Source organism: Prevotella heparinolytica (assembly GCF_004342845.1).
Taxonomy (GTDB): Bacteria; Bacteroidota; Bacteroidia; order Bacteroidales; family Bacteroidaceae; genus Bacteroides; species Bacteroides heparinolyticus.
The window spans coordinates 1-25548 of the sequence record NZ_SLXB01000024.1; the positions used below are offsets into that span (position 1 = coordinate 1).

Sequence of the window (25548 nt, forward strand, 5' to 3'; positions counted from 1 at the left end):
TACAGCCTAAAAATCAAAAATATAGACTGCAGGTGAGCCAATATTGCTCAAAAACAAGAATGATAGAGAATGGGGTAAGGTTTTGCAGAGGTCTCAATCTGTCAATGGCATTCATTTTGCCATTCTGAAAATGAAGATGCGGATGGCAAGCCGCATCTCCGTGAGGGTAACTCATGCCTTCAGCCTTGCAATGTGATGATCTCGTCCATGCGGACATCGAACGGTTCGGCCGGAACTTCTTCTACAAGCTGATAGGGGAAGCAGATGCCCGCTTTGTAGGCAGAGGGAATGCGCGGCAGGAGGCGGTCATAATATCCTTTTCCGCGTCCCAGCCGATTACCATTGCGATCGAATGCTACGCCGGGAATCAGAACGAAGTCGATGCTCTCGTAGCGGGTGAAAGGTTCTCCCGTAGGTTCTTCGATACCGTATGCACCCGGTGCAAGATCTTCCGGCCCGGTGTACAGCCGCAACTCCAAATCATCTCCTGCAACTACCGGAAGCAGTATTTGCTTGACGTGGCTCCATTTCCGGATAAAGTCATGCGTATCCACTTCATCTTTCAGAGAGTGGTAGAGCAGTACGGTATTTGCCGCTCTGAAAGCCGGATGTGTTTCGAGGGCGGCAAGTATTTCAGCAGACTGATGCGTAGCGGAAACTTGGTGTTGCGCTTTTAATAAAGCTACCTGTTTGCGCAGTTCTTTTTTTCTTTCCATCATGCTTTTTCTCCTCCATGATTGGAGATTCTTTTTCCGGAGCTTTTGGAAAAGCCTCGCCGTTTTCCAGAACTTCCAATGCTTTTTTAACGGTCGGGTCGCTTTGGTTGATATAACGGATGTAGGATTCCCTGCCCAGAATGTTATAAATGATGTTGCCATACAGACTTCTTTCCAGCAACTTGTAAGACTTGTTGATGAGAAGATTGCGTCTTTTTATGCCTTTGGAATCGGCAAAACGCACGAACTGTTCTATAATGCCTTGGTGGCGGAGATACTTCAACAAACTTTCCTCATTTTCGTATTCGCTCAGCTTAGAGCGGTTACGGTCTGTGTATTGGAAACTGAATTGCAGAATCAGTCCTTTGTTGCTGACCTCTATCATGTAAGAAGACACACCGGTAGTATCTTGTGGCACAAAGATGTCCGGCATGATGCCACCACCGCCATATACCACTCTTCCCAAGCCTGTGGAGTAGCGCAGACTTTCGTCCATTTTGATACTGTCTTTTGAGAAAAATTCACCATGCTCGTAGCGGGTAATCCAGTCCATCTCATACCTGCTGTCTTTCCCGTTCTCGTACGGACGTTGTATGCAGCGACCGGAGGGGGTGTAGTAGCGGGCAATGGTCAGACGGATGGCCGAACCGTCACTGAAGTCAATAGGTTGTTGCACCAGTCCCTTTCCGAAAGAACGGCGTCCCACAATGGTGCCTCGGTCATTGTCCTGAATGGCTCCTGCAAAGATTTCACTGGCAGAAGCCGAGCCTTCGTTCACCAGCACCACCAATGGCATCTTCTGGCAACTACCTGTACCGTTGGCATACTCTTCCATACGGGGATATTTGCGGCCGTGAGTATATACAATCAGCTTCCCTTCCGGAAGAAATTCATTAACCATGCGCGTGGCGGCCTCCATATAGCCTCCGGTATTGTCGCGTAAATCAATAATCAGCCCTTTGCATTTTTCATGGCTTAATTGTGCAATGGCATTCAGCAACTCCGCATGTGTGGTGCGTCCGAACTTGCCGATTTGTATGTAACCAAAGTCTTTGTCTATCATATAGGCGGCATCGATGGTGTTTTGAGGGATATCGCCGCGGGTGATGGTGAAAGAAAGCAGATCCTTTTCTGTGCCGCGTTTTACGCCCAGCTTCACTTGGCTGCCTTTGGGTCCTTTCAGATTACGCATCGCTTTTTCGTTGGTTACTCCTTTACCCACAAAGATGCTGTCATTGACCATCACAATCCGGTCGCCGGCCATCAAGCCTACTTTCTCGGAAGGGCCACCCGGAATGACACTGTTTACGTGTATCGTGTCTTCTTGAATAGTAAACTGAATGCCGATGCCGCTGAAGCTACCTTCGAGTTCGGAATTGACTTCTTCCAACTTTTGTGCCGGAATATAGGTGGAATGGGGGTCAAGTTCGGCCAATATCTGTGGCATGGCTTTCTCTACCAAGTCGGTCATGTTGACGGTATCGACATATTGGTCGTCGATGACACGCAACAGTGCATTCAGCTTGTTGGACGAACTGTTTATGATGCCCAGTTTGTTGCCGGCAAAATGTCTTGCATAAAACGTTCCGATAAGGATTCCCACTACTACGCTGATTGCTATGATAAGCGGCATAAAGCGGGAAGTGTTTTTTGTACCCATGATGTTTATTTACTATTTTGTTGTTTGCAACTTACTACTTTCAATCTGCGGTTTGCTGTTTGTGGCTTTATTGCTTACGATTTGCGATTTGTCTGCCCATCGTTCTGCTTCCGTCGCTTATCACTAACCGCTAATCACTGTCCATTAATCGTTTCCAATAAATACCACTTCAATCCCTGCTCGTTTCAACAGTTCGATGCCATCTTCCAAACGGTATTTCTCGGAATAGACCACCCGTTTGATGCCCGCTTGAATAATTAGTTTGGAACATTCTATGCAGGGAGAGGCGGTGACATACATCGTGGCGCCGTCGCTGCTGTTGTTTGAACGGGCAATCTTGGTGATGGCGTTGGCTTCCGCATGAAGCACATAGGGCTTGGTGATATTATCCTCGTCTTCACATACGTTCTCGAAACCGGAAGGAGTACCGTTGTAACCGTCAGAGATAATCATTTTGTCTTTTACAATGAGTGCTCCCACTTGGCGTCGTTTGCAGTATGAGTTTTCAGCCCAGATGCTTGCCATGCGTATGTAACGTTTGTCCAATGCTTCTTGTTTATCTTTTGCAGAATCGTCCATGATTTCTTATGCTTATCTTTTACGGGAGAATCCCATTACCCGAATTGTGTTTCCGTCTTTAAAAAAGAGAGTTAAAGAATTAGCATTCCCTTCGTATTGATAGACGGTTTTCAGTCCCTTGATGAACGCGTTGGCTAAGGCATCGCTTTCAGAACCTTTTATATCCGGGTGGAGTGTCACCGTCTGCGACTTTCCATTGGCGCTCCAGCTACCGCTGAAACTCGAGCGGATGCCTTGTCCGCTGATTCTTGCTCCCATTAGTTCACCGTTCAGTTCGGAACCTTCGAAAATCAGGGTGAAGTTATCTTCTACCTTTAATGCTTCTTTGCTGCTGTTGGCGGCTTTCTCGTCTTGCCACAGGCCGGGATAAAATTGTGCGCTGCTGCCTTCGTTAGTCAAACGACTGAGTTTCCATGTCTTACCGGTGAAAACTTCTATGACGTCATCCTTGTTGTTGCATCCACTCAGCATAGGAAGCAGAGAGAGAACAAACAGAATGCAGCCGATGTGTCTTGTTCTGTTTATCATTTTCTTATGCCATTTCTGATTAATAATGCTTCGATTGTAGGTTCTTGTCCACGGAACCGCTTGTAGAGCGTCATAGGATGTTCTATGCCGCCTTTTGAGAGGATGTTCTCGCGGAAAGAATCGGCTACTTCTTGATTGAAGATACCTTTTTGCTTGAACAGAGAGAATGCATCGGCATCCAATACCTCCGCCCATTTGTAGCTGTAATACCCGGCAGAGTATCCTCCGGCAAAGATGTGGGAGAATTGTGTACTCATGCAGGCTTCCTCAACTACAGGAAGTATTTGCGCTTTTTCCCACGCTTTCTTTTCGTATGTTTTCACATCGCCGTCGAAAGGAGTATTACGTGTGTACCATCCCATATCGAGCAAACCAAAGCTGACTTGTCTCAGGCAGGCATTGGCAACATTGAAGTTTGCGGAGTCTGTGATGCGCTGTACCAATTCGTCGGGTATCAATTCTCCGGTTTGGTAGTGGCGGGCAAAGGTATGCAAGAAGTCTTTCTCGATGGCGAAGTTTTCCATGATTTGAGAAGGGAGCTCCACAAAATCCCAATAAACGTTGGTTCCGCTTAAACTTTCGTAAGTGGTATTGGCAAATATGCCATGCAGGCTGTGGCCAAACTCATGCAAGAATGTCTCTACTTCATCGAAAGTGAGCAAAGCGGGCTTTTCGGCTGTAGGTTTGGTGAAGTTCATCACGATGGATATATGCGGGCGACTATTCTCGTCGCTGTTCTCGGATATCCATTGCCCCTTGTAGCTTGTCATCCATGCGCCCGCACGTTTGCTTGCTCTGGGGTGAAAATCTGTATAGAGCACAGCAAGGAACTTACCATCCTTGTCGAATACTTCGTAGGCATCCACGTCTTTGTGGTAAACGGGGATTGTAGGATTTTTCTTGAAAGTGATGCCATACAAACGGGTTGCTAATCCGAAGACGCCTTCCTTTACCTTGCTTAACTCGAAATAGGAACGTAGCATCTCGTCGTTGATGTTGAACTTCTTATTCTTCAGCTTGTGGGAATAGTAGGCCCAATCCCATGGCATCAAGGTGAAACTGTCTCCTTGCTCTTGGTGTGCCAATGCCTGTACCTCTGCATACTCTTGTTTGGCTGTGGGGCTATACGCTTCCAGTAGCTGGTTAAGTAGTTTGTACACGGCATCGCTGTTTTGAGCCATGCGTTCCTGCAGGTTGTATGCGGCGAAGTTGTCGTAGCCCAATAAACGCGCTATCTCCAAACGGACATTGACTAGTTTTTTTACAATCTCCAGATTGTTGTAAGCATTGTCATGGGTACATTTAGTGTTGTAGGCCATGTAAAGTTCACGACGTAGCTGACGGTTGTCGGCATACATCATGAAGGGACCATAGCTTGGGGCTTGCAGGGTGAATATCCAACCTTCAGTTGCTGCTTCTTTGGCTGCTTCTATTGAACTTTCCGGCAGGCCTGCCAACTGTGATTTATCAGTGATGACCATTCGATAGGAGTTTGTCTCTTTCAGGTTGTTGTCACTGAATTGCAATGTAAGCAGGCTGAGTTCCTTGGATAAAGCACGGTATTTCTCTTTGGCTTCTCCTTGCAGGTTTGCCCCGTTGCGTACAAAACCATTGTAAACCTCTTCCAGCAGTTTCTGTTGTTCGGTGGACAAAGCTTCTTTGTTGCGTTGCTCATAAACGATCTTGATGCGCGCAAACAGTTTTTCGTTCATGCTGATATTGTTGGCATGTTCGCTCATCAGAGGCATGATTGCCTTGGCAAGTTCCTGCAACTCGTCGTTGGTCTCTGCACTGAGCAGATTACCGAATACGGTGCTGACGCGTTGAAGCATCTCGCCGGATTTCTCGTAAGCCAGCACGGTGTTGGCAAAAGTTGGAGTTTCGGGGTTTGTAATGATGGCTTCTATTTCTGCATTTTGTCTGCGGATGCCTTCGTTTATGGCAGGTTGGTAATCTTCTGTTTTTATCTTGTTGAAGGGAACAACTCCGTGCAACGTGGAGTATGGCTCAAAAAATATATTTTGTGATGATAGGTTGTTCATAAAACAGAGTAATATAAAAGTTAGTATATTCTTTCTCATGGCGGTCGGTTTTTCTAATGAATAGTTCGCAAAATTGCAAAAAAAAATGGCGACTTCTATAGAAGCCACCATTTTTTTATTATTTTCTAACTGTATATTAACCGTTAACAGATGCCATGTGGGCAACCAGGTCAAGAACCTTGTTAGAATAACCGATTTCATTGTCATACCAAGATACAACCTTAACGAATGTATCAGTCAGGGCGATACCTGCTTTAGCGTCGAAGATTGAAGTACGAGCGTCACCCAAGAAGTCGGAAGAAACAACTGCATCTTCAGTGTAACCAAGGATGCCCTTCAATTCGCCTTCAGAAGCTTCCTTCATGGCAGCGCAGATTTCAGCGTAAGTAGCAGGCTTAGCCAAGTTTACAGTCAAGTCAACTACAGATACATCCAAAGTCGGAACACGCATTGACATACCGGTCAATTTGCCGTTCAGTGAAGGGATTACTTTACCTACAGCTTTAGCAGCACCGGTAGAAGAGGGGATGATGTTGCCTGAAGCAGCGCGACCACCTCTCCAGTCTTTCATGGAAGGACCGTCAACTGTCTTCTGAGTAGCAGTTGTAGAGTGAACGGTAGTCATCAAACCGTCAGTGATGCCCCATTTGTCGTTCAATACTTTAGCGATAGGAGCCAAGCAGTTGGTGGTACAAGAAGCGTTAGATACGAATTGAGTACCCTTGACGTAAGTCTTCTCGTTAACACCGCAAACAAACATCGGAGTGTCGTCCTTGGAAGGAGCAGACATTACAACGTATTTTGCACCGGCTTCGATGTGAGCTTGAGCTTTCTCTTTGGACAGGAACAAACCTGTGGATTCTACTACATATTCTGCACCTACTTCATTCCATTTCAAATCAGCAGGGTTCTTCTCTGCTGTGATGCGAATAGCTTTGCCGTTTACGATCAGCTGGCTCTTTTCTACGTCAGCCTCGATCGTTCCGTCGAACTGTCCGTGCATTGTGTCGTACTTCAGCATGTATGCCAGGTAATCTACCGGGCAAAGGTCGTTAATACCAACGATTTGAATATCGTTTCTTTTCTGTGCAGCGCGGAATACGAAACGTCCGATACGTCCGAATCCATTAATACCTACTTTAACCATTTTGTTTAAACTTTTAAAGGTTCTTATAATATTTGTTCAAATATCTCTCACATTAAAAATGCATTTTTTTTATTTTGCGGTGCAAAAGTACGAAATTGTTTTTATATTCGCATTGAAAATCATAATTAAATAATTGAAAAGATGGGAAAAAGTTCATTTTTGCAGGAGTTTAAGGCCTTTGCCATGAAGGGAAATGTGGTAGACATGGCTGTCGGTGTAATCATTGGCGGAGCGTTCGGGAAGATTGTTTCTTCCATAGTAGCTGATGTGATTATGCCTCCTATCGGGTTGCTGGTAGGTGGCGTGAATTTTACGGACTTGAAGTGGGTGATGAAATCTGCCGAGATGGTGAATGGAGAAGAGGTTGCTGCCGTAACGTTGAATTATGGCAACTTTTTGCAGGCAACCTTCGACTTTCTGATCATCGCTTTCTCTATCTTCTTGTTTATAAAATTAATTGCCAAGTTGGGCGAAAAGAAGAAGAAGGAAGAAGCTCCGGCTGCTTCTCCTGCACCGACGAAAGAAGAGGTGCTGCTGACGGAAATCCGTGATTTGTTGAAAGAGAAAAAGTAAATTCACTCCTGCATAGCGGTGCTCCATTCCTGACGCAAGGTCCGTCAGGACTTATTTTAATCTGTCGTGCCCTATACGCTTTTCGTGTGGAGAGTGTATAGGGCACGACTTTTATCTCCCTCCCCCCCCCTCCGCACTTCGTCGTCCGCAACTCCGCACTTCGTCGTTCGTAAGCCCGCACTTCGTCACCCGTAAGCCCGCACTTCACCGTCTGCAATCTCACACCTTGCAACCGTTGCGCCCTCACGTTACGACGCATACGGTGTGGCGTTCCTCCACCTCCTCCACCTTAAGAGGAGGAATTATATGGAGGAGGTATTTTCTTTTCTCTTCTTCTCTATTCTTTTCTTCTCTCGCGCGCGCGAGGAGAGACCCGCACGATAACTCGCTAATAGGCTGCATGTTATCCCGCTTTTTGCCGCTTTCCGGACTGCTTGCCGACTGCGAGTCAGCAGGCAATCGGCAGGCAGTCGGCTACAAGTCCGTCCGGAGTCGCTGCGCAAGCTTCGGACACTTCCGCAGCAGCGGCAGGAGAAGTTGCCGCCTGAAAATCCCCGTCCTCTTCTGCAAGCGAGCAGGTATCATATTTTGGGAGGGTTATATTATTAGGTTATGTTTTTTTTCTTACTTTTGCACTTCATAAAGAAAACCATAACGATTTGATATGCAAGAAAAAATTGTAATTCTTGATTTTGGTTCGCAAACCACGCAACTTATAGGTCGCCGTCTGCGCGAACTGAATGTCTATTGCGAAATTGTACCTTACAACAAATTTCCATATGGAGATGCGAGTGTAAAAGGAGTTATCCTTTCGGGTAGCCCCTTTTCTGTTTATGACGAGAGTGCGTTCAAGGTAGATTTGAGTGGAATTCGTGGGAAATACCCCATTTTGGGCATCTGTTACGGTGCGCAGTTCATTTCTTATAGCAACGGCGGAAGGGTAGAACCTGCAGGAACCCGCGAATACGGGCGGGCGCATCTCAGTTTGTTCGACCCGGCAAATGTCCTGTTCAAAGGGGTTAAGCAGAACACACAGGTTTGGATGAGTCATGGAGATACGATTACAGCTATTCCCGATAACTTCAAGGTCATAGCCTCTACGGATAAAGTGGCGATTGCCGCTTATCAGATACAGGGAGAAGATGTATGGGGCGTGCAGTTTCATCCGGAAGTATTCCATTCCGAAGACGGTACGCAGATGTTGCGTAACTTCGTTGTGGAGATTTGCGGATGTAGCCAGAGCTGGAGTGCGGCCTCGTTTGTAGATACCACGGTGGCAGAGTTGAAAGCGCAGCTTGGCAACGACCGTGTCATCTTGGGACTTAGCGGCGGTGTGGATTCCTCTGTGGCTGCCGTATTGCTGAATCGTGCCATCGGTAAGAATCTGACATGTATCTTCGTGGACCACGGTTTGCTCCGTAAAGACGAGTTCAAGAATGTGATGCACGATTATGAGTGCCTGGGTCTGAACGTGATTGGAGTAGATGCCAGCGAAAAGTTTTTCAAAGATTTGGAAGGCGTCACCGACCCTGAGAAGAAACGTAAGATTATCGGACGCGATTTTATCGAAGTGTTCGATGCCGAAGCGCATAAAATTACCGATGCCCGCTGGTTGGCGCAAGGCACCATCTATCCCGACCGTATCGAAAGCCTGAACATTACGGGTAAGACAATCAAGAGCCATCACAATGTGGGAGGCCTGCCCGAAGAGATGAATCTTAGGTTGTGCGAGCCGTTGCAATGGCTCTTTAAAGACGAAGTTCGCCGTGTGGGGCGCGAATTGGGCATGCCCGAACATTTGATTACCCGCCATCCTTTCCCCGGGCCGGGACTGGCTGTTCGTATTCTGGGCGATATCACACGCGAGAAAGTACGCACGCTGCAAGAGGCCGATGATATTTTTATTCAGGGCTTGCGTGATTGGAAAGTGAAAGATGCCGATGGCAACGAAACCTCGCTTTACCATCAGGTATGGCAGGCAGGTGTTATCCTGCTGCCCGTGCAGAGTGTGGGGGTTATGGGCGACGAACGTACTTACGAGCGTGCCGTGGCTTTGCGTGCCGTTACCTCTACCGACGCCATGACGGCCGATTGGGCACATTTGCCTTACGAATTCTTGGGCAAAGTATCCAATGATATTATAAACAAGGTGAAAGGAGTGAATCGTGTGACGTATGATATCTCTTCAAAACCGCCCAGCACCATAGAGTGGGAATAAGGCTTTCCTTTTAGGTATAAATTGATATGGATTCCACGGATCAAGTCAGTAAGAACAGGCTATCCGTGGAATTTTTATCTGATGACGGCGCTGCTTATAAGAGTTTCTCCGCATCAGGGATAACGATTTCACCTCTATGCAGTTCAAGCAGTCCTTTTTCCTGCATATTGTTCAGCGTTTTCGATACCCCCATGCGAGTATCGTTCATTACTTGGGCCAGAACTTCCATCTTAATTTTTAGTATTTTCTCTCCTGACGGACGCTCAATATGAGACAAAATAAAATTCTTGATATGCTTTTCAAGACTTTTGGCATTTCTTGTCCACAGGCGATTGTTTAAGTTCTGGGTGCGACTACTGATGACGTTTATATAATTCAGGCGGAATATCTCATATCTGAGGAGTTCGGTCGTGACAAAATCCTTGCTTACACTTACCGTATGTATTTCTGTCCGGGCTGTAAACGTTGAAACATAAACCGTGTTCATGCCGAATGGCGATTGCGGTTCTATAAGACAAGGGGCTTGGAAATACTCCGTGAAACTGTATGACATATCCTTGGATAAAGTAGTTGAAGCAACTTCTCCTTTCAAAATGAATATTAGTCTATTGCATACATCACCGGCTTTTACGATGACTTCACCGGCTTTGTGCTTTGTAAAGCTTAGTTTTATCTTTCCCAGAATGTTGGTGAAATCTTCCTGGGCGAGACCTTGGAAGAGCGGCAGTTGCAAGATGGTATCGAACATTGTATTCATGATGGTTCTTTTCTTCTGGTTCGATGACAAAAGTAGGCATTATCAATATGTACGCTAAACTCCAAGTGTCTCTTTTTGTTTTTTTTATTATTTCTTAAACGTGCTATTCATTCATCGTAATCTCTTCTTCTTTAATCTCTTCCTCCTCCTCTTCTTCATCAACAAGCGGCTCGGGGCGTTGCGGTCCGTGGCGTATGAATCCTATGGCAGATAATGTTCCTGCTATGGCGCCGCTGATATGCCCTTCCCAAGAAATGTTTGTTTGGACAAATTGCGGGAACATATTCCACACCAGGCCGCCATATAAGAATGTTACCAGTAGGGCGATGGCGATGAGCGGTACGTGCCGGCGCAGTATGCCGCTGAAAAAGAGGAAAAAAGCCAATCCGTAGATGATGCCGCTGGCGCCGATATGCCATCCCGGCTTGCCTATCAGAAAGGTGAACATACCGCAACCTATCCAAATGGAAAAGAAAATGTAGGGGGCTATGTGTCGGTAAAAATAGAAAAGACACCACGTTAGGAAGAATAACGGCATTGTATTGGCCAGCAGATGCTTGAACCCGCTATGCACCAAAGGGTGTGCGAAAATTCCAAATACACCGCACTTCTCCATTGGGTACACGCCCAGCCGGGTGAAGTCCCAATCCATACCTGCCTCCAGAACTTTCAGGGTGTATAGAATGAATAGTAGAAACATCGGTACAACGGCTGCCAATGCCATTTTTCGTATTTCATTTTTCATCGTTTATCAAGTTGATTTGTTTTTTTCTACAATACTACGGAATATTTGACTGAAAGCCGAAAAAAAACGTACTTTTTATTTTGGCTGTTAGCTTTAATTTGTATTTTTGGGAATTACTATATGCTTTGTAGCCCTATTGCCTGAATAATTAACCTTTAAATAATGCACAACTATGAGTTATTTACGATTTGACAAGACCTTGATGATTAATCTGCAAGAATCTTTACCAAGGGAGATTCTTCGGACAAATAAATCCGGGGCTTATCATTGTACAACAATTGTAGATTGTAACACGCGCAAATATCATGGTCTGTTGGTGATACCTGTCCCTAATTTGGATGATGAAAACCATGTGCTGCTGTCTTCTTTGGATGAGACTGTAATCCAGCACGGTGCGGAGTTCAATTTAGGGTTGCACAAGTATCAGGGAAATCACTTCAGCCCCAACGGACATAAGTATATCCGGGAATTCGATTGTGAGAAAATCCCGGCTACCACCTATCGTGTAGGCGGTGTTATTCTTCGTAAAGAAAAGATTTTCGTACATCATGAAAACCGGATTCTGATTCGTTATACCTTGGTTGATGCCCATTCGGCTACTACGCTTCGGTTTCGGCCTTTCCTTGCTTTTCGCAGCGTGCGCGAGTACACGCATGAAAATGCACAGGCAAGCCGTGATTTTCAGCCGATAGAGAATGGTATCAAGACTTGCATGTATCCCGGTTATCCGGAACTTTTCATGCAACTGAACAAGAAAAATGAGTTCCACTTCCAGCCCGATTGGTATCGTGGCATCGAGTATCCCAAAGAGCAAGAGCGCGGATATGATTTCAATGAAGACCTTTATGTGCCCGGATATTTCGAAATAGATATCAAGAAAGGAGAGAGTGTAGTTTTTTCTGCCGGTATTTCCGAGATATCTCCTCGCAAGTTGAAACAGACTTTCGAGACTGAAGTGGCCGACCGTACTCCACGCGACAGTTTCTATCACTGCCTGAAAAACTCGGCGCATCAATTCCATAACAAGCAGAGAGACGAGCACTACATTCTTGCCGGCTATCCTTGGTTTAAATGCCGTGCCCGCGATTTGTTTATCTCTTTGCCGGGATTGACGTTGGCCGTTGAGGAGCAAGAAGAATTTGAGGATGTCATGAAAACAGCGGAAAAAGCTATCCGGCAATTTGTCAACGGACAGCCTTTGACTTACAAGATTTACGAAATGGAGCATCCGGATGTGCTTCTCTGGGCTGTATGGGCATTGCAGCAATACGCCAAGGAGACGTCTCGCGAGCGTTGTAGGCAGATGTATGGTGCGTTGCTTGAGGAAATCATGAATTATATTCTTGGTCGTAAGCATAGCAATCTTTTTCTACATGAGAATGGGCTGCTCTATACAAACGGCGCAGAGAAAGCCGTGACGTGGATGAACTCTACAGTCAATGGAAAGCCGGTAACTCCTCGTACAGGATATATTGTAGAAGTGAATGCTTTATGGTATAATGCGCTTCGTTTCACGGCCGATATGCTCCGTGAGGGTGGAAACACACTCCTTGCCGATAATCTGGATGCCCGGGCAGAAAAGACCGGCAATTCCTTTGTTGAGGTCTTCCGTAATGAATATGGGTATCTGTTCGATTATGTCGATGGATATATGATGGATTGGAGTGTTCGTCCAAATATGATATTTACCGTAGCTTTCGACTATTCTCCTTTGGACAGGGTGCAGAAAAAACAAGTGCTGGACATCGTGACGAAAGAATTGCTGACTCCGAAAGGCCTGCGCACGTTGAGCCCTAAGAGTGGTGGATATAACCCTAACTATGTCGGTCCTCAGATACAAAGAGACTATGCTTATCATCAAGGTACGGCGTGGCCGTGGTTGATGGGCTTCTATATGGAAGCATACTTACGCATTTATAAAATGAGCGGTATATCGTTTGTTGAGAGATACCTGATTGGAATGGAAGATGAAATGACCTCCCATTGTATCGGAGCATTACCCGAGCTTTTCGATGGTAATCCTCCGTTTGTAGGTAGAGGAGCGGTGTCTTTTGCCATGAATACAGCGGAAATCCTGCGCATCTTGAAGCTATTGTCTAAGTATAATTTATAAAAGGAGGAATTGAGGATGAAAGTTTTAATGTTTGGATGGGAATTTCCTCCCAAGATATATGGCGGTCTTGCTGTTGCTTCTTACGGGATTACCAAGGGATTAAGTCTGCAGGGCGATGTGGAAACAGTATTCTGCATGCCCAAGCCCACTGGAGAGGAAGAAGACTTCCTGAGAATCGTGGGTATGAATCAAGTGCCTGTTGTGTGGCGTGATGTTGATTACAACTATTTGAAGTCTCGTCTGATAGGTAAGATGTCCCCTGAGGATTACTGGTCTTTCCGCAACCATATTTATGCTGATTTTTCTTACTTGCATGTCAATGACATCGGTTGCATGGAATTCGCCGGGGGGTATCCTGGAAACCTGCATGAAGAGATAAATAACTTCTCTATTATTGCCGGTGTGGTGGCACGTCAGCAACATTTTGATATTATTCATGCGCATGATTGGTTGACCTATCCCGCAGGAGTGCATGCCAAAATGGTGAGTGGCAAACCGCTGTGTATTCACGTACATGCCACCGATTTCGATCGTTCACGCGGTAAAGTCAATCCCACAGTTTATGCCATGGAAAAGAATGGTATGGATTATGCCGATTGCATCATGTGTGTGTCCGAACTCACTCGTCGCACGGTTATTAATGAGTATCATCAAAATCCTAAGAAAGTGTTTGCGATGCATAATGCCGTTTATCCGCTTTCACAGGAGTATCAAGACATCCCTCGCCCTGATCATTCCAAAGAGAAGGTGGTAACATTCCTTGGACGCATCACAATGCAGAAAGGACCCGAGTACTTTGTAGAAGCTGCGGCTCTTGTCTTGAAGCGTACGCGAAACATTCGTTTTGTGATGGCCGGTTCGGGAGATATGATGAATGCGATGATCAATCTGGCGGCCGAACGGGGTATTGCAGATCGGTTTCATTTTCCGGGCTTCATGAAGGGAAAACAGGTGTATGAGGTGTACAAAAACAGTGACGTGTTTGTAATGCCTTCCGTTTCCGAGCCTTTCGGTATTGCACCGCTTGAGGCTATGCAATGCGGCACTCCTTCTGTCATTTCAAAACAATCGGGTTGTGGAGAGATTCTCGATAAAGTGATAAAGACCGATTATTGGGATATTCATGCGATGGCCGATGCTATTTATTCCATTTGTACAAACTCTGCTCTTTTCCGTTATTTGCAGGAAGAAGGAAAGAAAGAGGTGGATGGAATTACTTGGGAGAAAGTCGGTCTGAAGATTCGTGCTCTCTACGAGGATGTGTTAAGAAACTATGGTAAATAACAAAAAAACTAATGGATATGAGAACTATCTGTCTTTATTTTGAGATACATCAAATCATTCATTTAAAGCGTTATCGCTTTTTTGATATAGGTACCGATCATTATTATTACGATGATTATGCCAATGAAACGAGTATTAATGAGGTTGCCGAACGATCCTATATACCGGCACTGACCACATTGATTGAGATGGTGAAGACGTCTGGTGGAGCATTCAAAGTTGCTTTGTCCATTTCGGGCGTAGCGCTTGAGCAGTTAGAAATCTATGCTCCTGCTGTTGTCGATCTGTTGCATCAGCTCAATGACACCGGTTGTTGCGAGTTTCTTGCCGAGCCTTATTCTCACGGACTTGCTTCTTTGGCCAACGAAGATTGTTTTAAGGAAGAGGTGATGCGGCAGAGTGCGAAAATGAAACAAATGTTTGGTAAAACCCCGAAGGTGATCCGTAATTCCGGTCTGATTTATAATGATGAGATCGGCGCTATGGTGGCTTCTTGGGGCTTTAAAGGAATGTTGACCGAAGGTGCCAAGCATGTTTTAGGATGGAAGAGTCCGCATTACGTATATCACTGTTCCATGAACCCGGGCTTGAAACTGTTATTGCGTGATTTCAAGTTATCTGATGATATCAGTTTGCGCTTTTCCAATTCCGAATGGAATGAGTATCCTCTGTTTGCCGACAAGTATATTGGCTGGATCAATGCCTTACCGCAAGAAGAGCAGGTAGTCAATGTCTTTATGGAACTTTCTGCTTTGGGCATGTCGCAACCGTTATCTTCTAATATTTTGGAATTTCTGAAGGCTTTGCCCGTTTGTGCTAAGGAAAAAGGTATTACCTTCTCCACGCCTACTGAAATCATAACCAAGCTGAAATCCGTATCTCAATTGGATGTGCCTTATCCGATGTCTTGGGTAGACGAGGAGAGAGACACAAGCTGTTGGTTGGGCAATGTGATGCAGCGTGAGGCGTTCAATAAACTATATAGCATTGCCGAGCGGGTTTACCTTTGTAATGACCGTCGCATTAAGCAGGATTGGGATTATCTACAAGCAAGTAATAATTTCCGGTTTATGACAACCAAAGTAAGTGGTGTCGGTTTGAATCGTGGCATCTACGAATCTCCTTATGATGCGTTTACCAATTATATGAATATTCTTGGAGACTTTATCAAGCGGGTAGATTCTCTATATCCGGTAGATATTGATAATGAAGAACTAAATGCCTTGCTGACCACCATTAAGAATCAAGGTGCCGAGATAGAGGAATTGGAGAAGGCGCAAATTAAACAAGGAAAAACCAAAGGGGTGGAGAAGAAGAAAGAGACAAAAGTCAAGGCTACTGCGGCCAAGGCTGTGAAACCTAAAGCTGCCGCTTCAAAATCTACAACGAAAAAGCTTGCTAAAAAGAAAACGGAATAACGAAAGCTCTTTATTCCTATGCAGTGAGAGAATCTATAAAGTGCCCCCAATAAGTTGGACATAAACTTTTGGGGTGCACTTCATTATGGCTGGGAGGAGTTCTTTATGTGAGTGTTCCTCTTTTACTTCTTGTTGAAGCTGGTATAAGTAATTTCAATCTTTAGAGGGGATTTTACTTGCCCATTGGCACTCTTTTCCGGACCACCTTTTAGCTTGGCATAGCCGGGTTTCAAATCATTCTCAATTCCGGTGATGGATTTGCTGTTGCTTCTGGAACTGTTATCGTAGGTTATTGATACAGGAATCAATAATACTTTATCCCAGTCTTTAGTAGCCTCATTGTGGCTCCAATCGTTTTCCCACTTGGCTTCATCCCAAGAAGCGCCTGCTTTTTCTTTGGCGGCTTTCTTGGCAGATTGCTTCTCATTGATACAAGTGGTGACCAAACGGGCTATGTTGCTGAATACGTATTGATTGGTAGCAAAAGCGTTGTGACTTACCGTGAATGATGTAACATTGTCTCTTATCTTGTTCTTTTCGAAGAAGCTTTTAAGATCTTGTTTACGTATCAGCAACACATCTGTGGGAGCACTCATGCTGTATTTATAGTTGCTGTTTATGTTATAGTTCGTAAAGGTCAACTTCACGGCATTGAGAGTATCATTGGACAGTTTACTGTATATTTCATCGTATGGCATGGTTGCTTCGGTGAAGATGCCGGCAGGAGATTTGATATATGTATGTGCTGTCTCGGCCGCTTTCTCTTTTATCAGGTCAGAATTCAGAAACCGGTTGGCCTGAACCACTTCTTTGGTAGAGGCGAACACTGTCCGTGTACTATAGAACAAAGAATCAGTCCCATCTTTTTTCTTCAGAGCTAAGCCGGTTGTATCGTTAACATGATGGAAGCGGAACTGCATTCGCAAAGCTACATGATCTACATATAAGATAGTGCCATCTCCATAATCACTCTTTATATATACTCCTTTGAAAACTTTATTGATAAAAGTGGCGGCATCTTTAAAGTATTCGGGATGTTGTCTATACACCTTCAAGATTCTTTCTTCACCGAATGTCTTTTTGTCCAAAGGGAAGGTAACATTCGGGTAGAAGAGCGGGCTGCCATTGCTGTCTTTTGCCTTTCTGACCGAATCGGGAACAGAGGTGTCGTGAGCAGAATAGGCTTTGCGTCCGAGCAGAGACTTGGGATTGTTTTTATTATAGTACATTTCCGGATCAATGTTGGTGTAACGATTCTTGTCAAGTTTTTTGTCAAGTTCATATACACTCATTCTACAGGCGTTCAGAGAATCACCAAACCATTTGGTATAAAAGACGGACAATTGAACGGATACGACGGAGTCTCCTGCCATTGTACCGGTTGCCTTGGTCGGATTTCCATTGCTGTCTTGTGCAGTTATTTTATAAACTTCAGGAAGAGAGAAGTTTTCTGTACAGTTCAATTCAGTGAGGAAGCTTGTCTCATAATATCCGAAATCAAGATCAGAGAACTTGCCTACATAGCCGGTACTTGTTTTGGCAAACACGGAATCTACGACAAAGGAACGTGTGGTTACATCAAAAGTTGTGGTATGTGCTGACATGCCGTCAGCCCCCGGTAGCATTCCTACTCCTAATGTGCCGGTGGTATCATCGCATCCAAAGATAGTCAGGCCTGCTAAAAGCAACATTCCTATATGTTTTACTTTCATATCTCTCTTCGTATAAATCTATTTTATATTATTCTGCTTCCCATATTTTGTCGTAAAAGTCATTACAAGCATCGGCAAAATTCTCGGGCGATTGATAATCTAATATCATTTTTCCGGATTCGCGTGCATAGTTCATGACCTCTTCATTGACGTGTTCGCTTTGTTGGATAATGCCATCAGAAAAGTCTGTGGCCAATTTACAAAGTGCGGTATAATCAACAGGTTCTTTCAATCCGGCGACATCTTTCTTTGTGATGCCTTTCAGGGTTAATTTGTTGGAGAAATCAGGATGGAACGGTTGTTTAAATTCTTCTCCGTAGAGAGAAAATACTACCTTGGCATCTCTGAAAGAAGGTTCGTCTTTGTAGGCCTTCTTAATGTATAGAGGAGCTAATGCGGTCATCCAGCCATGGCAGTGGATTATGTCCGGACACCAACGTAGCTTTTTCACCGTTTCCAATACACCGCGTGCATAGAAGATGGTACGGGCATCATTGTCTTCATATTCTTCACCGTTTTCATTGGTTACTTGCATACGGTTTTGAAAATAATCATCGTTATCAATGAAATACACCTGCATACGTGCAGATTGAATAGAGGCGACTTTGATGATGAGCGGATGGTCGGTATCGTCGATGATAAGGTTCATGCCGGAGAGGCGTATCACTTCATGCAATTGGTTCCTACGTTCGTTGATGTTTCCCCATTTAGGCATAAATGTTCTGATTTCTCTGCCTTTTTCTTGAATAGCCTGAGGTAGGTTCCTGCCTACAAGAGACATTTCTGATTCTGAAACATAAGGGGTAATTTCTTGTGTAATAAATAAAACCTTATTTGCCTTTATCATAATAACAATGTTCTCAATTATTTTGCAAAGATATAAAAAAAAACGGGCAATAAAGCAAATTGCACCATTCTATAATTCCTTATGATTTGTTAACTGCTTGTTTGTCACGGAAATAATGGAAGTCTGGAAGGCGTAGAAGTGAGATGGTAGTTGCATTAATTTACGATATCTCTTCTTTATGTGGTAAATAATACTTTATTTTGCAGCGCTTTTACGAACGAAAAGTTGTTATATAACGATAAAGATGGAAATAGTACATACTATCAAGGACTTGCAGGCTGCTCTTTCGGATTTAAGAGTTCGGGGCAAAAGGGTGGGTTTAGTGCCTACGATGGGTGCCTTGCATGCTGGTCATGCCTCATTGGTGAAGCGTTGTGTGGCCGAGAATGACGTTGCTGTAGTAAGCGTTTTTGTAAATCCTACTCAGTTCAACGATAAGAATGATTTAATAAAATATCCCCGTACATTGGAGGCTGATTGCCGTTTGTTGGAAGATTGCGGTGCGGCATTTGTGTTTGCTCCTTCGGTGGAGGAGATGTATCCGGAACCGGATACGCGTCGATTTAGCTATGCACCTTTAGATACCGTGATGGAAGGAGCTTTTCGTCCGGGACATTTCAATGGGGTTTGCCAGATTGTGAGTAAGCTTTTCGATGCAGTGGAACCGGATAGAGCATACTTTGGTGAAAAAGACTTCCAGCAGTTAACGATTATTCGTGAAATGGTGCGTCGGATGAATTATCCTTTGGAAATCGTTGGTTGTCCGATTGTTCGTGAGGCTGACGGACTTGCTTTGAGTAGTAGAAATGCTCGCTTATCTGCTGAAGAACGTAAAAATGCCTTGAAAATTTCGCAGGCTTTGTTTGAAAGTCGTACCTTTGCAGCATCGCATACGGTAGCTGAGACACAGAAATTTGTAGAAGATGCCATTGCAGTGGCTCCCGGATTGCGTTTGGAATATTTTGAACTGGTAGATGGCAATACATTGCAGAAGATAACTAATTGGGAAGATACTTCTTATGCGGTGGGTTGCATTACTGTATTTTGTGGTGAAGTGCGTTTGATTGATAATATCAAGTACAAAGAATAATAAACTATAAAAAATCAATCTTATGATGATTGAAGTGTTGAAGTCGAAAATCCATTGTGCCCGTGTCACCGAGGCTAATTTGAACTATATGGGCAGTATAACGATTGACGAGGACTTGATGGATGCCGCCAACATGATTGCCGGTGAAAAGGTGTATATTGCCAACAATAATAATGGCGAACGTTTTGAAACCTATATCATTAAGGGGGAGCGCGGCTCAGGTAAGATTTGCCTGAATGGCGCTGCTGCTCGTAAGGTTCAGCCTGACGACATTGTTATAATCATGTCGTATGCTTTGATGGATTTTGAAGAGGCTAAGTCGTTTAAGCCGACAGTTATTTTTCCTGATCCTGCTACGAATAAAGTAGTGGTGAAGTAATTTCTTTGAGGAATAAGAAAAGCCCCGCTTGTGTTTATTGCATAAGCGGGGCTTTTTTATTTCCCTATAGGAAGATGGCATCTGTACGAATCGGGAGAGGAGCTCAAATTGCTACCTGAGTTCGGGATAAGAAACAGGTCAATAACCTCACCCCGGCGGCTTGTGTTTTTAATCAAAGCCCATTGTTTATCAGACGTTTAATCCTGCCCTGTCGGACACTTGTGTCTGACGGCTCAAACACTTGTGTCTGTCACGTCAGGAACTTGTGTCTGTCGGCTTGAACACTTGCGTCTGTCACGACAAAGGCTTGCACCTGTCAAACAGGAGGAGGGCGATCGGCGTAAAAGGCTCTCTTCTATTCTGCCTGACCGCTGTAAACCGCTGCATTCAACGAATATCTGACCGATAAGATACGCCCCTCATCTTTAAAAAAGGAACAGCCTATCCCGAATTCAGGTAAATTGCTTCTCAATTTTTCAGATTAACCCGAAAGATGCCTTTTATTTCGGAAAGGGTACGTGATTTGAACGAACTACTTCCTCAAATTCTCGTGCATGGCTGCTGCGGCTCGTCGTCCGTCGCCCATCGCGAGGATTACTGTGGCTCCACCGCGCACAATATCGCCTCCGGCGAAAATCGTGGGAATGGACGTTTGCATATTGTCATTCACGGCAATTGTGTTTTTGCGTCCCAATTCCAATCCTTTGACGGATTTTGGAACAATGGGGTTAGGGGATACACCAACAGCGACCACAGCCAGGTCGATATCCAATGTAACAGTTTCCCCCGGAATGGCAATCGGACTACGGCGTCCACTGGCATCAGGTTCGCCCAGTTCCATTTTTTGCAAGATGACTTGCTTCACTGCACCTTTTTCATCTGCAATATACTCGATAGGATTATGTAGGGTAAGGAACTCAATGCCTTCTTCTTTGGCATGCTTCACTTCTTCCAAACGGGCGGGCATCTCGGCTTCGCTGCGTCGGTAGACGATGCGTACCTTCTCAGCTCCCAAGCGTTTGGCCGTGCGACAAGAATCCATAGCCGTATTTCCGCCGCCTACTACGATGACACTCTTGGCCGGATTTAGCGGTGTATCGGTTGACGGATCGGAAGCATTCATCAGATTGACACGTGTCAGGTATTCATTACTTGACATGACATTCACGCTGTTTTCTCCGGGGATATCCATAAAGTTGGGCAATCCGGCACCACTGGCAATAAAGATGCCTTTGTATCCTTCTTTTTGCAGATCCTCTACGTTGATGGTCTTACCTACGATGCAGTCTTTTATAAAGCGGACTCCCATCTTCTCTAAATTGTTGATTTCCACATCTACAATTTCGTTAGGCAAGCGGAACTCCGGAATGCCGTATTTCAGTACACCGCCCACTTCATGCAATGCTTCGAACACAGTGACATCGTAACCGTATTTCACCATGTCGCCTGCAAAACTCAAACCGGCAGGGCCTGAACCAACTACGGCTATCTTCATTCCATTTTTGGGAGCCAATTCCGGCAAGGCTATATTTCCGCTTTCGCGTTCATAATCGGCTACGAAGCGTTCCAAGTTACCGATGGCTACAGCAGGTTCGTTCATCTTCAGATGGATGCACTGACTTTCACATTGCTTTTCTTGTGGGCATACACGGCCGCAGACCGCAGGTAGGGCAGAAGTATGTTTCAGTACGCGGGCAGCTTGTAGAAATTCTCCACGTTCCACATTCTTGATAAAGGAAGGAATGTTTATGCTGACCGGACAACCTTGCATACATGTAGGGTTAGCGCAGTCTAAACAGCGTTTAGCTTCCGTGATAGCTTGTTCTTTTGTATATCCGGTGTTCACCTCCTCGGTGCGGGTGGTGGCACGATACACAGGATCGAGTTCGTTCATCGGGCAACGAGGAATGGCAGTACGTTCTTTGGGTTTCAAGTTTTTGCGAAGAACTTCGCGCCAAGGAGCTTTGCGATCCAAGAGTTCCTCCATGGAGGGCTGTGCTCCGGTATTGTTGGCTATTCTTGATGAAGAAGCTGAAGAGTCATTCCTGTTATCTGAAGGAAGGGCTTGGCAGGTGTTGTCTTGCAAGTGGCTCATCTCTTCACGTTCTACATCTTTAAAGGAGCCCATGCGCTTGAACATCTCGTCGAAATCTACCTGATGGCCATCAAATTCCGGTCCATCTACGCAAACAAAGCGGGTTTTCCCTCCTACGGTGATGCGACAGGCACCACACATGCCGGTACCATCTACCATAATCGTGTTCAAGGACACATCAGTGGGTATTTCGTATTTCTTGGTCAGCAAGCAGCAGAATTTCATCATAATGGCAGGTCCGATGGCGAAACATTTATCCACCTTCTCGCGTTTGATGACGCTTTCGATACCTTCGGTAACAAGCCCCTTGCTACCGTAAGAACCGTCATCGGTCATGATGACAACTTCATCGGACGATTTTCTGACTTCTTCCTCAAGGATGATCAGCTCTTTGCTTCGGCCGGCCAACACGGAAATTACCCGATTGCCGGCTTCCTTCAGGGCTTGTATGATGGGGAGCATGGGGGCGACACCTACACCGCCTCCGGCACAGACCACAGTACCGAAGTTCTCGATGTGGGTAGCTTGTCCCAACGGCCCTACTACATCAAGGAGGTAGCCGCCTTCGTTCATCCTGCACATTTTGGCGGAAGAAAGACCTACGTTCTGCACAATTAATGTGATTGTACCTTTGGGAATATCGGCGTCCGCAATGGTGAGCGGCATACGTTCACCTTTCTCGTCTACGCGGATAATAACGAAATGTCCGGCACGGCGCGATTTTGCGATGAGCGGTGCTTCTACTTCAAACTTGAAGACCTTCTCTGAAAATTGTTCTTTGCTAATGATTTTATTCATTATCTAATATTTTTGTTGGTATAATTACGTATTACCTGTCAGATTGATATTCTGTGCAAAGATATGTTTTATTTATTAGAACGTGCTCTATTTGCGAATAAAATCCTTCGAAAAAAGGATAAAAAGAGGGTTTAGGGAACGTAGTTGTAGTTGGCGGTAAGTGGTAGAGAGATTCTAAGAATTTTATCCTTTATGATGAAAAGAAGAGATTCCTTTCATCATGTTTTTTATAGAATGATGGTCGGTAAATAACTTCGACCGACCTCTACATTCTGCAAAGAGTGCAAATTAATCTACAGCTTTCAGTGGTATCCGGAAAAAGAAAGTCGTTCCTTCGGCCTCGTTGCTTGTAAACCAAACTTTGCCTTTCAGGTAGTTTTCTCCGAAGAGTTTCATGCTGTATGTGCCTATGCCACGCCCTTCACCTTTGCTGGATTGACCAAAATGGAAGATTGAACCGCGGAGCTTTTCCGGAATGACTCCGGAGTTATTGACGGAAAAAAGTACCGCATCTTCATCCGGTGAAGCGGTGAGGGTAATGGTGCTGGCTTCTTCAGAAGCTTCTGCTGCATTTTTTACCATATTCAGAATAATGCGGTGCAGCAGTTTTATATCGGTATGGATGGTGGTTTCGTCCTTGCAGTTGTTGCAGGTGGTAAGTTTGTGGTTCTTGGCTTCTGCCATCGGGCAGAGGGAATAAGAAGCGTATGACATGAATTCCTCTACCGTGATGTCGCCGTTCTGTAAAGTCAGTATGCCGTTCTCGGCATAAATCAACTCTTTCTGTGTGGACAGTTCGTCCATCAATTGGTCGGTGAGGCGTTTTACTTCATCGAGTATCTCTTGCTCAGGGCTTTCTTTCAAGATGTTCACAAAGTTTCCTAATGCTCCTACCAGATTCATCATATCGTGGAAGAATACACGTTCCAACATTTGTTCCTGCTTGCGGTCAGAGATGTTGATTACAAAGATAGCGGCATATTTGTTATCTTCGAATTCAAACGGCGTAGCAGTCTCTTGCAGAATCAGTTTTTGGTTGTTGTCTACTGACAACACCACTTCTTCATGGATGATTTCGCTAGTGGTCAGTGCTTTTTTTACGGAATTGCGGAGCTTGCATTCCGGGCAGAACTCAGACGTTCCGCAACCTCCGGGGCTGTGGATGGCATTGTTGCAACGCAATAAGTCTCCCGGTTGCAGGCATTTATCGTCTTTACCAACTTCTTTATCGTTCAGGTAAAGTATATTCAGGTTGTGGTCTACGACAATAAAGGTCGATTTGGTGGACTCCAGCCAGTGGGACTGGTTGAAAACCTTTCCTATGTAGTTACTTAAAACCTGTTTTTGTTCCATGTGAGATTGGGCGTTAAGATTTGTTGTATGCGACAAAAGTAGCCTTTTTCCGGATTACAAAGACATTCTCAAAGAAAAAACTTGTCATATTAACCAGGTCTTTCTCGCATAACAGATGTCTGAAAGTAGGTTGCAAGGCATTTCGTATCAGAAACGCCTTGCTTTTATGATTCTTGGGTTAGTTGATAATTTCGAATCCGCAATAGGGTATCAGAGCTTTCGGTATGCGGATACCCTCTGGCGTCTGATTGTTTTCCAATAAGGCGGCGACGATACGGGGCAAAGCCAGCGCGGAACCGTTCAGCGTATGGCACAGTTCGGTTTTCTTTTCGGCTATGCGGTAACGGCATTTCAGGCGATTGGCTTGATAAGTGTCGAAATTGGAGACGGAACTTACTTCCAGCCAACGTTTCTGTGCCTCGCTGTAAACCTCGAAGTCGTAGCAGATGGCGGCTGTGAAGCTCATGTCGCCACCGCAGAGGCGGAGGATGCGGTAGGGAAGTTCCAACTTCTTGAGCAGCCCTTCTACATGTTCCAGCATTTCCTGATGGGATTGCTTGCTGTGCTCCGGCTTGTCGATGCGCACCAACTCTACTTTAGAAAACTCGTGCAGGCGGTTCAGTCCGCGTACATCCTTTCCGTAAGAACCGGCTTCGCGGCGGAAGCATTGGGTATAGGCGCAATTCTTGATGGGCAGTTGTTTCTCTTCCAGGATAACATCACGATAGATATTAGTCACAGGAACTTCGGCCGTAGGAATCAGGTAAAGGTCGTCCGTTTCGCAATGATACATTTGTCCTTCCTTGTCGGGAAGCTGTCCGGTGCCATAGCCCGAAGCTGCATTCACCACGGTGGGAGGCATGATTTCCGTATAGCCGGATGCACGGGCCTCATCCAGAAAGAAGTTGATGAGCGCGCGTTGCAGGACGGCTCCTTTGCCCTTGTACACTGGAAAGCCGGCTCCTGTGATTTTTACTCCGAGGTCGAAGTCTATGATGTCATATTGCTTTGCCAATTCCCAATGGGGCAAGGCATCTTTAGGCAGTTCGTTTTCCATGCCTCCTGTTTTCACAACCACATTGTCTTCGGCTCCTGCGCCTTCGGGCACCTCTTCGTAGGGCACATTAGGAATGGTATAGAGTAATGCCTGTAGGTCTTCTGCAGCTTTGTCCATGTCGGCTTGCAAGTCTTTGTTGGCCTCTTTCAGTGTGGCTACACGTCCTTTAGCAGCTTCAGCCTCTTCTTTTTTGCCCTCTTTCATCAGCATGCCGATGGATTTGGAGAGAGAGTTGACTTCCGAGAGATTCTTATCGAGTACGGCTTGTATGCTTTTCCTTTTGTCATTGAATGCCAGTACTTGGCTGATGGTTTCTTTGGCATCTCTGAAGCGTTTTTTCTTCAGTCCGTTGATCACTGCATCGGTATTGTCTGTAATTTGTTTGATGGTAAGCATGTCTTATATGTTTTTTAGTTCTCTAAGAAGCTGTTTTGAAA

The 25548-nt window shown here is 45.1% G+C and carries 20 protein-coding genes; 7 read left to right on the forward strand and 13 right to left on the reverse strand.

Translation table 11 applies throughout. From position 1 onward, the window contains the following. Positions 1–179: 179 nt before the first annotated feature. From EV202_RS11515 to gap, 6 genes are all read right to left on the reverse strand, one after another. Positions 180–716 carry a 5-formyltetrahydrofolate cyclo-ligase gene (locus tag EV202_RS11515; protein WP_131927184.1) on the reverse strand — a complete coding sequence of 179 codons (537 nt, stop codon included), beginning with the start codon at positions 714–716 and terminating at the stop codon, positions 180–182. Then, a complete protein-coding gene (locus EV202_RS11520) occupies positions 634–2376 on the reverse strand; it encodes a S41 family peptidase (protein ID WP_131927161.1) in 1743 nt (580 codons plus the stop codon). Before EV202_RS11520 ends, EV202_RS11515 begins: the two co-directional genes overlap by 83 nt. Before the next feature lie 144 nt (positions 2377–2520). Then, a complete protein-coding gene (locus tag EV202_RS11525; protein WP_106068890.1) occupies positions 2521–2955 on the reverse strand; it encodes a dCMP deaminase family protein in 435 nt (144 codons plus the stop codon). Between the two features lie 12 nt (positions 2956–2967). Then, positions 2968–3483: a DUF4847 family protein gene (locus EV202_RS11530; RefSeq protein ID WP_106068891.1), complete on the reverse strand. Its 516-nt coding sequence runs from the start codon at positions 3481–3483 to the stop codon at positions 2968–2970. Further along, on the reverse strand, positions 3480–5564 hold the full coding sequence (locus EV202_RS11535; RefSeq protein ID WP_394364524.1) for a M3 family metallopeptidase: 2085 nt from the start codon (positions 5562–5564) through the stop codon (positions 3480–3482). Before EV202_RS11535 ends, EV202_RS11530 begins: the two co-directional genes overlap by 4 nt. Positions 5565–5661: 97 nt before the next feature. After that, positions 5662–6672: a type I glyceraldehyde-3-phosphate dehydrogenase gene (gene gap / locus EV202_RS11540; protein WP_131927162.1), complete on the reverse strand. Its 1011-nt coding sequence runs from the start codon at positions 6670–6672 to the stop codon at positions 5662–5664. Between the two features lie 141 nt (positions 6673–6813). Between gap and mscL the strand changes: the two genes are divergently transcribed. Together mscL and guaA are read left to right on the forward strand one after the other, a co-directional pair. Then, entirely contained in the window at positions 6814–7245 is a 432-nt protein-coding gene (mscL, locus tag EV202_RS11545) for a large-conductance mechanosensitive channel protein MscL (RefSeq protein ID WP_106068894.1), read from the forward strand. A 664-nt stretch (positions 7246–7909) separates the two neighbouring features. Continuing rightward, positions 7910–9463 carry a glutamine-hydrolyzing GMP synthase gene (gene guaA / locus EV202_RS11550; RefSeq protein WP_106068895.1) on the forward strand — a complete coding sequence of 518 codons (1554 nt, stop codon included), beginning with the start codon at positions 7910–7912 and terminating at the stop codon, positions 9461–9463. A gap of 94 nt (positions 9464–9557) precedes the next feature. On the opposite strand, the gene EV202_RS11555 is transcribed toward guaA, so the two are convergent. Beyond that, positions 9558–10220 (reverse strand): Crp/Fnr family transcriptional regulator, encoded by a 663-nt coding sequence (locus EV202_RS11555; protein ID WP_131927163.1) that lies wholly within the window; start codon positions 10218–10220, stop codon positions 9558–9560. A gap of 103 nt (positions 10221–10323) precedes the next feature. Continuing rightward, positions 10324–10965, reverse strand: a complete 642-nt coding sequence (locus EV202_RS11560) for a rhomboid family intramembrane serine protease (RefSeq protein ID WP_131927164.1) — start codon at positions 10963–10965, stop codon at positions 10324–10326. 172 nt (positions 10966–11137) lie between these two features. On the opposite strand from EV202_RS11560, the gene EV202_RS11570 reads away from it, so the two are divergent. Genes EV202_RS11570 through EV202_RS11580 form a run of 3 tightly spaced genes read left to right on the forward strand, consistent with a single transcriptional unit; the run spans position 11138 to position 15780 of the window. Then, complete coding sequence (locus EV202_RS11570; RefSeq protein WP_106068898.1) at positions 11138–13078, forward strand: glycogen debranching enzyme N-terminal domain-containing protein; 1941 nt, start codon at positions 11138–11140, stop codon at positions 13076–13078. A 15-nt stretch (positions 13079–13093) separates the two neighbouring features. Further along, positions 13094–14362 carry a glycosyltransferase family 4 protein gene (locus tag EV202_RS11575; RefSeq protein ID WP_106068899.1) on the forward strand — a complete coding sequence of 423 codons (1269 nt, stop codon included), beginning with the start codon at positions 13094–13096 and terminating at the stop codon, positions 14360–14362. Between the two features lie 17 nt (positions 14363–14379). Further along, entirely contained in the window at positions 14380–15780 is a 1401-nt protein-coding gene (locus EV202_RS11580; RefSeq protein WP_106070474.1) for a glycoside hydrolase family 57 protein, read from the forward strand. A 122-nt stretch (positions 15781–15902) separates the two neighbouring features. Here EV202_RS11580 and EV202_RS11585 read toward each other — a convergent pair whose 3' ends face one another. Together EV202_RS11585 and EV202_RS11590 are read right to left on the reverse strand one after the other, a co-directional pair. Beyond that, on the reverse strand, positions 15903–17492 hold the full coding sequence (locus EV202_RS11585) for a DUF4270 domain-containing protein (protein ID WP_106068900.1): 1590 nt from the start codon (positions 17490–17492) through the stop codon (positions 15903–15905). A 28-nt stretch (positions 17493–17520) separates the two neighbouring features. Beyond that, complete coding sequence (locus EV202_RS11590; RefSeq protein WP_106068901.1) at positions 17521–18339, reverse strand: glycogen/starch synthase; 819 nt, start codon at positions 18337–18339, stop codon at positions 17521–17523. Positions 18340–18583: 244 nt separating this feature from the next. Between EV202_RS11590 and panC the strand changes: the two genes are divergently transcribed. Both panC and panD read left to right on the forward strand, forming a co-directional pair. Then, positions 18584–19429, forward strand: a complete 846-nt coding sequence (gene panC, locus EV202_RS11595; RefSeq protein WP_106068902.1) for a pantoate--beta-alanine ligase — start codon at positions 18584–18586, stop codon at positions 19427–19429. Between the two features lie 22 nt (positions 19430–19451). Continuing rightward, positions 19452–19808 carry an aspartate 1-decarboxylase gene (panD, locus tag EV202_RS11600; RefSeq protein WP_106068903.1) on the forward strand — a complete coding sequence of 119 codons (357 nt, stop codon included), beginning with the start codon at positions 19452–19454 and terminating at the stop codon, positions 19806–19808. 532 nt (positions 19809–20340) lie between these two features. On the opposite strand, the gene EV202_RS11605 is transcribed toward panD, so the two are convergent. The 3 genes from EV202_RS11605 to serS form a co-directional block, all read right to left on the reverse strand. Then, a complete protein-coding gene (locus EV202_RS11605; protein WP_106068904.1) occupies positions 20341–22701 on the reverse strand; it encodes a bifunctional dihydroorotate dehydrogenase B NAD binding subunit/NADPH-dependent glutamate synthase in 2361 nt (786 codons plus the stop codon). A gap of 288 nt (positions 22702–22989) precedes the next feature. Continuing rightward, positions 22990–24054, reverse strand: coding sequence for a sensor histidine kinase (locus EV202_RS11610; RefSeq protein ID WP_131927165.1), 1065 nt, complete (start codon positions 24052–24054; stop codon positions 22990–22992). 178 nt (positions 24055–24232) lie between these two features. Beyond that, positions 24233–25507: a serine--tRNA ligase gene (gene serS / locus EV202_RS11615; protein WP_131927166.1), complete on the reverse strand. Its 1275-nt coding sequence runs from the start codon at positions 25505–25507 to the stop codon at positions 24233–24235. Positions 25508–25548 lie beyond the last annotated feature (41 nt).

Coding starts and splice junctions, on each gene's coding strand:
- EV202_RS11560 (WP_131927164.1), bottom strand. CDS start 10,965: ATGAAAAATGAAATACGAAAAATGGCATTGGCAGCCGTTGTACCGATG.
- gap (WP_131927162.1), bottom strand. CDS start 6,672: ATGGTTAAAGTAGGTATTAATGGATTCGGACGTATCGGACGTTTCGTA.
- EV202_RS11590 (WP_106068901.1), bottom strand. CDS start 18,339: ATGATAAAGGCAAATAAGGTTTTATTTATTACACAAGAAATTACCCCT.
- EV202_RS11585 (WP_106068900.1), bottom strand. CDS start 17,492: ATGAAAGTAAAACATATAGGAATGTTGCTTTTAGCAGGCCTGACTATC.
- EV202_RS11610 (WP_131927165.1), bottom strand. CDS start 24,054: ATGGAACAAAAACAGGTTTTAAGTAACTACATAGGAAAGGTTTTCAAC.
- EV202_RS11535 (WP_394364524.1), bottom strand. CDS start 5,564: ATGAGAAAGAATATACTAACTTTTATATTACTCTGTTTTATGAACAAC.
- guaA (WP_106068895.1), top strand. CDS start 7,910: ATGCAAGAAAAAATTGTAATTCTTGATTTTGGTTCGCAAACCACGCAA.
- EV202_RS11555 (WP_131927163.1), bottom strand. CDS start 10,220: ATGAATACAATGTTCGATACCATCTTGCAACTGCCGCTCTTCCAAGGT.
- EV202_RS11605 (WP_106068904.1), bottom strand. CDS start 22,701: ATGAATAAAATCATTAGCAAAGAACAATTTTCAGAGAAGGTCTTCAAG.
- EV202_RS11570 (WP_106068898.1), top strand. CDS start 11,138: ATGAGTTATTTACGATTTGACAAGACCTTGATGATTAATCTGCAAGAA.
- EV202_RS11530 (WP_106068891.1), bottom strand. CDS start 3,483: ATGATAAACAGAACAAGACACATCGGCTGCATTCTGTTTGTTCTCTCT.
- EV202_RS11525 (WP_106068890.1), bottom strand. CDS start 2,955: ATGGACGATTCTGCAAAAGATAAACAAGAAGCATTGGACAAACGTTAC.
- serS (WP_131927166.1), bottom strand. CDS start 25,507: ATGCTTACCATCAAACAAATTACAGACAATACCGATGCAGTGATCAAC.
- EV202_RS11575 (WP_106068899.1), top strand. CDS start 13,094: ATGAAAGTTTTAATGTTTGGATGGGAATTTCCTCCCAAGATATATGGC.
- panC (WP_106068902.1), top strand. CDS start 18,584: ATGGAAATAGTACATACTATCAAGGACTTGCAGGCTGCTCTTTCGGAT.
- EV202_RS11520 (WP_131927161.1), bottom strand. CDS start 2,376: ATGGGTACAAAAAACACTTCCCGCTTTATGCCGCTTATCATAGCAATC.
- mscL (WP_106068894.1), top strand. CDS start 6,814: ATGGGAAAAAGTTCATTTTTGCAGGAGTTTAAGGCCTTTGCCATGAAG.
- panD (WP_106068903.1), top strand. CDS start 19,452: ATGATGATTGAAGTGTTGAAGTCGAAAATCCATTGTGCCCGTGTCACC.
- EV202_RS11515 (WP_131927184.1), bottom strand. CDS start 716: ATGGAAAGAAAAAAAGAACTGCGCAAACAGGTAGCTTTATTAAAAGCG.
- EV202_RS11580 (WP_106070474.1), top strand. CDS start 14,380: ATGAGAACTATCTGTCTTTATTTTGAGATACATCAAATCATTCATTTA.